Annotated in this window: 13 protein-coding genes; 11 read left to right on the plus strand and 2 right to left on the minus strand. The window is 67.6% G+C overall.

The window, feature by feature from the left end; genetic code table 11:
• The 4 genes from E1261_RS05690 to E1261_RS05705 all read left to right on the plus strand — a co-directional run.
• A partial coding sequence (locus E1261_RS05690; RefSeq protein ID WP_202874330.1) for an urease accessory protein UreF occupies positions 1 to 637 on the plus strand: 637 nt, incomplete at its 5' end.
• On the plus strand, positions 630 to 1,367 hold the full coding sequence (gene ureG, locus E1261_RS05695; protein WP_132402941.1) for an urease accessory protein UreG: 738 nt from the start codon (positions 630 to 632) through the stop codon (positions 1,365 to 1,367). The genes E1261_RS05690 and ureG, both read left to right, overlap by 8 nt.
• Positions 1,351 to 2,040: an urease accessory protein UreD gene (locus tag E1261_RS05700; protein ID WP_132402944.1), complete on the plus strand. Its 690-nt coding sequence runs from the start codon at positions 1,351 to 1,353 to the stop codon at positions 2,038 to 2,040. Before ureG ends, E1261_RS05700 begins: the two co-directional genes overlap by 17 nt.
• 132 nt (positions 2,041 to 2,172) lie before the next feature.
• The gene (locus E1261_RS05705) at positions 2,173 to 2,817 is read left to right on the plus strand and encodes a nucleoside/nucleotide kinase family protein (protein WP_132402947.1); all 645 of its coding nucleotides are present in this window, start codon (positions 2,173 to 2,175) and stop codon (positions 2,815 to 2,817) included.
• On the opposite strand, the gene E1261_RS05710 is transcribed toward E1261_RS05705, so the two are convergent.
• Positions 2,798 to 3,532 carry a TetR/AcrR family transcriptional regulator gene (locus E1261_RS05710; RefSeq protein ID WP_238176023.1) on the minus strand — a complete coding sequence of 245 codons (735 nt, stop codon included), beginning with the start codon at positions 3,530 to 3,532 and terminating at the stop codon, positions 2,798 to 2,800. The two genes, E1261_RS05705 and E1261_RS05710, sit on opposite strands and share 20 nt — an antisense overlap.
• Positions 3,533 to 3,614: 82 nt before the next feature.
• On the opposite strand from E1261_RS05710, the gene E1261_RS05715 reads away from it, so the two are divergent.
• Both E1261_RS05715 and E1261_RS05720 read left to right on the plus strand, forming a co-directional pair.
• Positions 3,615 to 4,514: an ATP-binding cassette domain-containing protein gene (locus E1261_RS05715; RefSeq protein WP_132402950.1), complete on the plus strand. Its 900-nt coding sequence runs from the start codon at positions 3,615 to 3,617 to the stop codon at positions 4,512 to 4,514.
• A gap of 9 nt (positions 4,515 to 4,523) precedes the next feature.
• Positions 4,524 to 5,297 (plus strand): ABC transporter permease, encoded by a 774-nt coding sequence (locus E1261_RS05720; protein ID WP_132402953.1) that lies wholly within the window; start codon positions 4,524 to 4,526, stop codon positions 5,295 to 5,297.
• Between the two features lie 189 nt (positions 5,298 to 5,486).
• Here the strand turns inward: E1261_RS05720 and E1261_RS05725 are convergent, their stop codons facing one another.
• On the minus strand, positions 5,487 to 6,644 hold the full coding sequence (locus E1261_RS05725; protein ID WP_132402956.1) for a cytochrome P450 family protein: 1,158 nt from the start codon (positions 6,642 to 6,644) through the stop codon (positions 5,487 to 5,489).
• An 85-nt stretch (positions 6,645 to 6,729) separates the two neighbouring features.
• On the opposite strand from E1261_RS05725, the gene E1261_RS45135 reads away from it, so the two are divergent.
• From E1261_RS45135 to E1261_RS45140, 5 genes are read left to right on the plus strand one after another with little or no spacing between them, the layout of a single operon-like run.
• Positions 6,730 to 6,906, plus strand: a complete 177-nt coding sequence (locus tag E1261_RS45135; protein WP_165952385.1) for a hypothetical protein — start codon at positions 6,730 to 6,732, stop codon at positions 6,904 to 6,906.
• Positions 6,907 to 6,915: 9 nt separating this feature from the next.
• On the plus strand, positions 6,916 to 7,884 hold the full coding sequence (locus E1261_RS05730) for a proline racemase family protein (RefSeq protein WP_132402958.1): 969 nt from the start codon (positions 6,916 to 6,918) through the stop codon (positions 7,882 to 7,884).
• A gap of 9 nt (positions 7,885 to 7,893) precedes the next feature.
• Entirely contained in the window at positions 7,894 to 8,217 is a 324-nt protein-coding gene (locus tag E1261_RS05735) for a putative quinol monooxygenase (protein WP_132402961.1), read from the plus strand.
• Between the two features lie 11 nt (positions 8,218 to 8,228).
• On the plus strand, positions 8,229 to 9,008 hold the full coding sequence (locus E1261_RS05740; protein WP_132402964.1) for an endonuclease/exonuclease/phosphatase family protein: 780 nt from the start codon (positions 8,229 to 8,231) through the stop codon (positions 9,006 to 9,008).
• A 34-nt stretch (positions 9,009 to 9,042) separates the two neighbouring features.
• The gene (locus E1261_RS45140) at positions 9,043 to 9,201 is read left to right on the plus strand and encodes a hypothetical protein (RefSeq protein ID WP_165952386.1); all 159 of its coding nucleotides are present in this window, start codon (positions 9,043 to 9,045) and stop codon (positions 9,199 to 9,201) included.
• Positions 9,202 to 9,307: the final 106 nt, after the last annotated feature.

The following is a 9,307-nucleotide window of genomic DNA, read 5'->3' on the forward strand; positions in this document are numbered from 1 at the left end:
GGGCAAGCAGTTGGGGGACGTGGGCGCGTACGCACGGGACCGGCTGCGGACTGTCACCCGGATCGAGGCCGCCGTCGCCGTACTCGCCCGGCACCTCGCGCACCCGGACCCCCAGGCCATCACAATTGGCGAACTCGGGCCGGCTCAGGCGGGAGAGAGCGAGCAAACCGCAATTGTGATGGCCCCCAGGTTCGGGCAGCTTGAGTCGGCGTGGGGTGCGCGGACGCCGAGCCGGGCGTTGCGGGCCGCGTCGCGGCGGCAGGGGCGGGCATATCTGCGGCTGGCCGAGCGGGTTTGGCCCGACACGCTGCGGTACTTGCCACGGGACGGCGAGATCGCGCGGCCGATCGTGATCGGCGTGATCGGGGCGGTGACCGGGTTGTCGGCCGAGCAGGTGGCACGACTCGTGGCGTACGACGATGCGCAGACCGTGGTCGCCGCGTCGCTGAAGTTGCTGCCGGTTGATCCGGCCGGTGCGGTCACCTGGCTGGCCGCGTTGCATGACGACATCGAACGGCTCGTCGACGACGTCGCGCCGCTGACCGACATCGAGAAGATTCCCGCCGGCGGCGCACCACTGATCGATCAGTTCGCCGAGCAGCACGCCATCGAGAGAATGAGGTTGTTCCATGCCTGACACGACACAGCCTGAGACCACCAGGACTCGCTCGTTCCGGCTCGGCGTCGCCGGCCCGGTCGGTACGGGGAAGAGTTCGCTGATCGCCACGGTCTGCCGCGAACTCGCCGACGAACTCCGCCTCGGCGTGATCACCAACGACATCTACACCGACGAGGACGCGCGCCTGCTCCGCTCGGCCGGTGTGCTCGACCCGGAGCGGATCCGGGCCGTCGAGACCGGCGCCTGCCCGCACACCGCGATCCGCGACGATGTCACGCCGAACCTGATCGCCGTCGAGGATCTCGAACGCGACTTCGCACCCCTGGACGTCGTACTGGTCGAATCCGGCGGCGACAATCTGACCGCGACCTTCTCCCCCGCACTCGTCGACGCGCAGATCTTCGTGCTCGATGTGGCCGGCGGTGGTGACGTCGCGCGCAAGGGTGGACCGGGCATCGCGCGGGCAGATCTGCTGGTGGTCAACAAGACCGACCTCGCCCAGTACGTCGGCGTCGACGTACCGCAGATGGTCAAGGACGCCGAGGCCGCCCGCAACGGTAAGCCAGTACTCGCGTTGTCCCGGCACGACCCGGAATCCGTTGCGGGTCTGAAGGAATGGGTGCTGGCGATGACCAAGATCGTCCGGGACGGCGGTCACACACCGATCGACCCCGGTCCGATGGCACCGCATTCACACGTCGACGAGAACGGCGTACTGATCTCGCATACCCATGCCCACTCGCATTGAGGTCGTCGCCGACCCGGTTCGCGACCGCTGTGTGCTGATCACGGATCACCTGTCACCGCGGCGGCTCCCCGGACCGCCCGGCGTCGTACGGGTCGCTCTGGTGGCGGCCGGTGCGCTGCTGCTTGCCGGGGATCAGGTGCGGATCGAGGTCGTGGTGTCGGGACCGATCCGGCTCGAGATCGTCGAGACGGCCGGGACGGTCGCGTACGCGATGCGCGGTTCGTCGGCGCGATGGGACGTGGAGATCGAGCTGATCGACGGCGCGAGCCTGCAGTGGTACGGCGAACCGTTCGTGGTCGCCGCGGAGGCCGACGTCACCCGATCCACGACCGTGCGCCTGGAGCCGGGGTGCACGGCCGAGATCCGGGAGTCGCTCGTCCTTGGCCGGTACGGCGAAATCGGCGGCACGTTGCATACCCAGACTCGCGCGTGGATGGGGCCGGAACTGTTGCTGGCCGAGGACCTCGACCTCAGTCCGGAGAACCGCACCGGCTGGGCGATTCTCGGTCAGGCCCGCTGCCTCGACACCGTGACCACGCTCGGCCACCGTCTACCCGAGGCCCCGCACACCCTCCAGTTGGAAGGCAGCGGCTCAATCGCTCGCCGACTGGTTCATCAGCAACACGAGAGCGACCTCGGCCGAACGCGGATGCGGACGCCAGCCACTGACTAACATCCCCGGACGCCGTCACCCGCGCCTCCGCTGAGCGTGGATCCACCGCGGGTAGACGAGTTGATCAGTGGTGGCGGTCCGCGTCGTGCGCAAAGCGGGCGGTGGCGGGGCAGGCCGCTCTAGGATCGGCGGGTGCGCACACTTGATTCGGAGGCCGCGTTCGACCTTGCGGTTGAGCTGGCGACCAGTGGTGAACGGCGGATCCTCGGGATCTGTGGGGCGCCTGCGGCCGGGAAGTCGACGTTCGCGGAGCAGCTCGCGGAGCGCCTGACCAAGGCGGGCCACGGGGTCGCGTTGGTACCGATGGACGGGTACCACCTGGCGCAGGCCGTGCTTGACGAGCTCGGCCTGGCAGCGGTGAAGGGCGCACCACACACCTTCGACGGGTACGGTTTTGTTGCCTTGCTCAAAAGGTTGAAAGAGGCACCCACCGAGCAGATCTGGGCGCCGCGATTCGACCGCGGGCTTGAGGATTCAATTGCCGCCAGCATCGGAGTTGCACCGGAGGTCAGCCTGGTCGTGACCGAGGGCAACTACCTACTGCTCGACCAGATGCCGTGGGCAACCATCCGCACAGTGCTCGATCAGTGCTGGTACGTCGAGGTGCCCGAGGAACTGCGGCATCAGCGGCTCGAGGCCCGGCACATGCAGTTCGGCCGCACTCAGGCGGAGGCCCACGAACGCACCTTCGGCAGCGACGAACGCAACGCCCAGCTGATCGCCGCGACCGCCAAGTCCGCCGACGCGATCGTGGAACTCAGCCAACCCGTTCGATGAAGGCGGCAACACCATCCAGGTAGAGCTGCAGACCGAAGTCGAAGTCCTGGTCACTCTCCTGCTCGAAGTCCCCCACCTCGTCGAAGACACCAGCATCCAGCACCCGCGCCAGCGCAGGCATCTGCTTCGGATCGATCACCCGAGCCAGCGTCGCGCCGTACTGGCGGAAGACGTCCGGGTTGTCGGCGAACCCTGCCGCCAGGTCCATCGCCATCCGCATCTCGCCCTGGACGTACGTGATCAAGCCCATCGCGATGCCGACCTTGGCCTCCTCTGGCAGCCCGGTGCCGGCCAGCGCTCCGAGCGCGGCGTCGAACCAGGCGAGGTTGTTCGGTCCGGCCGGCGGCCCGGAGATCGGCAGCTTCGCGTACCAGCTGTGCTTGCGGACCGCGGTCATCACGCCGTCGGCCCAGAACGTCAGCCCGGTCCGCCAATCGACATCGGCCGGTAGCGGCTCGGGGCGCTCGAGCGCCGCGTCCGACATCAGTATGAGCAGCTCGTCCTTGCTCTTCACGTGCCGGTAGAGCGCCATCGTCGAGTTGCCGAGCCGCTCGGCGACCCGTGCCATCGAGACGGCGGCCAGGTCGTTCTCCTCGTCGGCAATCTCGATCGCGGCCCGGACGATGTCGTCGAGGCTCAGCGTCGGCTTCGGCCCGCGCCGCGGCGTCTCCCGCAGTCTCCACATCAGGGCCACGTCGGGCGGCAGTTCGTCCACGACCTCAGTCTAGGGCTTGCGCGACACCACTGCGTACCTGCTACGCTATTTAGCGTAGTCCATACGCAGTAAGGAGGGGATCATGATCGTCGAGGCCACCGGGATCCGGAAGTCGTACGGCGGGACCGAGGTGCTGAGCGGGATCGACCTGGGGGTGCCGGAAGGTTCCGTGCTCGCCCTGCTCGGCCCCAACGGCGCCGGCAAGACCACCGTCGTGCGGATGCTGAGCACACTGATCCGCCCGGACGGCGGCCGCGCGACCATCGCCGGGTACGACGTCGTCCGGCAGGCGGCCGCGGTGCGCAGCGTGATCAGTCTGACCGGCCAGTACGCCGCGGTCGACGAGAACCAGACCGGCCGGGAGAACCTGGTGATGGTCGGCCGGCTGATGCATCTCGGCCGGGCCGGCGCACACCGTCGTACCGGCGAGCTGCTCGAGCAGTTCGGGCTGACCGACGCGATGGACCGGCGGGTGAAGACGTACTCCGGTGGTATGCGGCGGCGACTCGATCTCGCGATGAGCCTGGTCGGGCGGCCGCGGGTGATCTTCCTCGACGAGCCGACCACCGGGCTCGACCCGGGCAGCCGCTCGACGATGTGGGAGGCGATCGGCGAGCTGGTCCGGGACGGGACCACGATCCTGCTCACCACCCAGTACCTCGAGGAGGCGGACCGGCTGGCCGACCGGATCGTGCTGCTGGACCACGGCCGGATCGTGGCCGCCGGTACTGCCGATGCCCTCAAGGCGCGGATCGGCGGTGAGCGAGTCGAGCTGCGGTTCGCCACCGAACCGGAGCTGCTGAAGGCGACCGCCGTACTGGGAGCCGTGCACGCCGGTGACGTGCTGAGCGTTCCGTCCGACGGTACGGCGAAGCACCTGCACCAGCTGCTGGACCTGCTGCGCGACAACGGTCTCCAGCCGGAGCGCGTGTCTGCGCACCGCCCCACTCTCGACGACGTCTTCCTCGCACTGACCGCCTAGGAGCTGCACATGTCACACCAGAGTGTTGCCGCCGCACTGTCGGACACGGCGACCATGATCGACCGCAGTGTGCGACTAGCCCGCCGCAACGTGGACACGCTGTTCGCAGCGATCCTGCTTCCGCTACTGATGATGGCGCTGTTCGTGTACGTGTTCGGCGGTGCCATCAGCACCGGCACGCAGTACGTGAACTACGTCGTCCCGGGCATCCTGCTGCTCACCACCGGGTACGGCGCCGCGTCCACTGCCATGGCCGTCGCGGACGACATGAACACCGGCATGATCGACCGTCTGCGCTCACTGCCGATCCGCAGCGTCGCAGTGCTCACCGGCCACGTCGCAGCGAGCGTGGCGCGCAATGCGACGGCGACCGCGATCGTCGTACTGGCTGCACTCGCCATGGGCTTCCGGCCGAACGCCGGCGTCGGCGACTGGCTCGCTGCGATCGGACTGCTGCTTCTGTACGTCGTTGCGCTGTCATGGCTGGCTGCTGGACTCGGTGTGATCGCGCGGTCGGTGGAGTCGGCCAGCACGTTGAGTTTCTTCATGCTGTTCCTGCCCTACCTCAGTAGCGCGTTCGTACCGCCGGAGACGATGCCGGCGTGGTTGCGGCCGGTCAGTACGCACCAGCCGATCACTCCGGTGATCGAAACGGTACGGGGTTTTCTGACCGGCGCACCGGTTGGAAACAACGGCATCCGCGCACTCCTCTGGTGCTGTGGTCTACTCCTGTTCTCGGTCGTGCTCGCGACTTCGCTGTACCGGAAGCGGACTCGCCGTTGAGCGCACGAAACGCACCGCTCAGCGGACAGCTTTTCGAGAAGCAGCGAAATGGTTCGGACATGACCCCGCCAAATTGTTAATGTCCAAGTCCCCCCCAACGTGTGGAGGTCCCACTCCCCCCGGGACCCACACGGACAAGCGCCCCGGTCATCGACCGGGGCGCTTCGTTTTACCCAACCTTCACAAGTCCTACCCAACCTTTACAGGCAGTCCGGTCAGACCGCGGGTGCGGATGGTGTCCCGCCACCGCAGCTCCGACTGCGGTACGGCGAGGGTGAGACCCGGTGCGTGGTCGAGTAGCGCGTCGATCGCTATCGCCACCTCCACCCGAGCGAGTGGTGCGCCGAGGCAGTAGTGGATGCCGTGGCCCAGTGCGAGCTGTCCACCGGCCGCCCGGTCGAGGTCGAACCGGTCCGCGTCCGGGAAGCGGTCGGCGTCCCGGTTCGCCGAAGCGAGTCCCAGCAGCACGGTCTCCCCTGCCGGGATCACCACACCGCCGATCTCGAGGTCCTCTAGCGGGAAGCGGCGGATGGCGAGCGGCGCAGGGCCGTCGTACCGCATCACCTCCTCGATCGCAGCCGGGAGCAGTGAGCGATCCGCGCGCACGCGCTCCCAGCGGCTGCGGTCGTCCAGCAACGCCAGAGTGGTGTTGCCGATCAGATGCACCACGTTCTCGTAGCCGGCGAACAGGATGAGGAAGACCAGCGACGTGAGCTCGTCGTCGCTCAACTGGTCCTCCTGGTCGCGTGCTGCGATCAGGTCACTGATCAGGTCGTCGGCCGGCGCCGACCGCTTCGCCTCGATCAGTCCGGCGAAGAAGCGGAGCATGGCGCCGATTGCGGCGCGTGCCTCGTCCGGTCCGGGCGGCGTCAGCATGGTGTCGGTCCAGGACCGGAAGTCGGGCCGCGCTTCGACCGGTACGCCGAGCAGGTCGCAGATGACCGTGATCGGCAGCGGTGCGGCGTACTCCGGGACCAGGTCGGCCGCACCGCGCGCAGTGATCGGTTCCAGCAGGACATCCGCCGTACGACGGATCGGGCCGCGCAGTGCCTCGATCCGGCCGGCTGTGAACGCCTTGGTGACCAGTGTGCGGATCCGGGTGTGGTCAGGCGGGTCCATGTTGAGCAGGTTGGCGTCCAGCGCCGGCGGGAGGCTCAGACCGCGGTAGTTGCCGGGGAGCGCGTTGCGCTTGTCCACGGACAGACGCGGATCCGCGAGCGCGCGGCGGACGTCGTCGTACCGGGTGACGAGCCAGGACGGGCTGCCGTCCGGGCCGGCGATGCGGTGCACCGGTCCGGCGGTGCGGAGTGCGGCGTAGGCGGCGTACGGGTCGGCGGTGTCGATCACTGTTTCAAATTAGTCGAGTGGAGGTGTCAAATTCCGGGGTGCTGATCCGACGTACCAGTAAGAGCAACCAGAGGAGAGGGTCAGGATGAACGCCACCACCACCATGATCATCACCATGCTGGCCGAGGGAAACCCGGTCTGGTACGTCGCAGCGATGGTGAACATGCGCAGTCACGACGTCTACGAGATCGGCCACGCCGCCGGTTACCCCGACAAGACCAAGCTGCGGTGCGCACTGCTCGCCGCCCGCCATGCCGCATAGGCTGCCCGTGTGGAGCCTGTGAGCGTTGTTGACTATCACACCGCTGGAGAGCCGTTCCGTATCGTCACTGCTGGCGGTCCGGTGGTTCCTGGCCCCACTGTGGCGGAGCGTCGGCTGACAGCACAGTCCACTCCGGAGATCGACGCCGTACGGCTGTTGCTGGTGAATGAGCCGCGTGGGCACGCGGACATGTACGGGTGCTTCGTCGTACCGCCGGATGACGCAGGTGCTCATTTCGGGGTGCTGTTCTGGCACAAGGACGGCTACTCGACCGCATGTGGGCACGGCACGATCGCCTTGGGTGTCTGGGCAGTCGAGAGCGGCCTGGTCCCCGCTGCACCGGATGGCGAGACCGAGGTGGTCATCGACGTACCGTCTGGGCGAGTGACGGCGCAGGTGACGTGTGCCGGCGGCAGAGTGGTCGGTGTGGCGTTCCAGAACGTCGCCTCGTTCGTACTGGCTCGTTCTGTGCCGGTGGCGGGTGTGGTCGCGGACATCAGCTTCGGGGGCGCCTTCTATGCCTCAGTACCCGCGTCGTCAGTCGGTCTGACCGTCACACCGGACTGCTACACCGAGCTGATCAAAATCGGCCGCCAGATCAAGTGGGACCTGAACGACGCGGCAGTCCACCCGACCGACCCGCGCCTGAACGGCCTCTACGGCACGATCCTGTACGACGACCTCGGACCACTGCACCAGCGCAACGTAGCCGTCTTCGCCGACGGCCAGGTCGACCGCTCGCCCTGCGGCTCCGGCACCTCCGCCCGCCTCGCCCTCCTGCACGCCGACGGCCTGCTACCGCCCGGCACTGCCCTGCTGCACGAATCCATCGTCGGTACGACGTTCCGCGGCCGCGTGCTGTCCGAAACCCCCGCTGGCGTCCTCACCGAGGTCTCCGGCACCGCCCACCGCACCGGCACCTCCACCTTCACCCTCGACCCGCACGACCCCCTCGGCACCGGATTCACCCTGCGCTAACGTCGGTCCATGATCTTCATCACCGCGAAGTTCCGCGTGAAGCCCGAGCACGCCGAGGACTGGCCCGCCATCACCGCCGACTTCACCGCAGCCACCCGCGCCGAGCCCGGCTGCCTCTGGTACGACTGGTCCCGCTCCCTCGACGACGACAACGAGTACGTCCTGGTCGAAGCCTTCGCCGACGACGAAGCCGCCACCGCCCACGTCACCTCCGACCACTTCAAAACCGCCCAGCACCACCTCCCGCCGCACCTGGTCGAAACGCCGCGCATCGTCAACTTCAAGGTGCCACAGGACGACTGGTCCGAACTGGGCGAGCTCGCTGTCAAGTAGCTGACGATCTGATGATCGTTGCTTCACTCAACACGCGGGGGATGCCGCTGCGCGGTTCGCGGCTCGGCGAGCGGTACGCCGCGATCGGTGCGGTGTTCGAAGCGTCCGACGTTGACGTGGTGAACTTCCAGGAGGTTCTGACGTACTACCACCTCCGCCAACTGGTGCGGGCGATGCCGTCGTACCGGTTCGCCAGCTACCGGAGGTCGGCGGCCGGCCCGGCGGGCGGACTGCTGACGCTGTCGCGTACGCCGATCGCCCGGACCGGCTACCGGCGTTTCCCGATGCCCGTCGCGGCGGATGCGGCTGGCCTCCCCCGGCTGTCCCGGCTGAAGGCGTCGCTGAAGGGGGTACTGCTGACAAGCCTCCCGGGTGTCACCGTCGCCAACACTCACCTACTGGCCAATTTCGACGGCGACTGGTCCGAGACAAACCGCTACTACCGCCTGCACCAAGGGCAGCTCGCAGCACTCGGCCGAACGGTCGCGAGCATCGACGTACCAGTGATCCTGTCCGGTGACTTCAACATCGCGCGGGACAGCAGCCTGTACGGCGACTTCATCCGCGACACCGGTCTGGTCGATGCGTTCGGGGCCGACTGTCCGCCGACCTTCCACGCGTCGTACCTGCACTCCAACCAGACAGCGCACTGCATCGACTTCCTACTGCTGTCCGATCCGTCGATCACCATCGAGGCCGCGCAGCTCACCTTCACCGAGCAACTGCCGATGCCGGGCGGCCCCGACTACCTGACCGACCACCTCGGCCTACAGGTCAGCCTGGCGCTCTAGCGGTTTCGCTTCCAGCGCGACCATCGCCTGGCGGATGGCACACCTGAGCGTCGTCTTCGCATCGACGGGCGGCCTCGGCCGCACACCTGTCACCGAGTCGACCTATCCGTACGCCGGTACGGCGCGGGAGGCGTTGAGCCGGCTCGACGCCGAGATCTGCCTGCTGCGGGATCTCTACCTGCAGAAGATGTGACGGAACACGGCTGGCTTTTAAGGTAAGGGTTACCTAATATGACGCGAGGGTCCGAGCGTCGATGGAGCGCGGCCTAGTCTCCCTGCAGCTGAAAGAAAGAGCACAG

This window comes from Kribbella albertanoniae (genome assembly GCF_004348455.1).
GTDB lineage: Bacteria > Actinomycetota > Actinomycetes > Propionibacteriales > Kribbellaceae > Kribbella > Kribbella albertanoniae.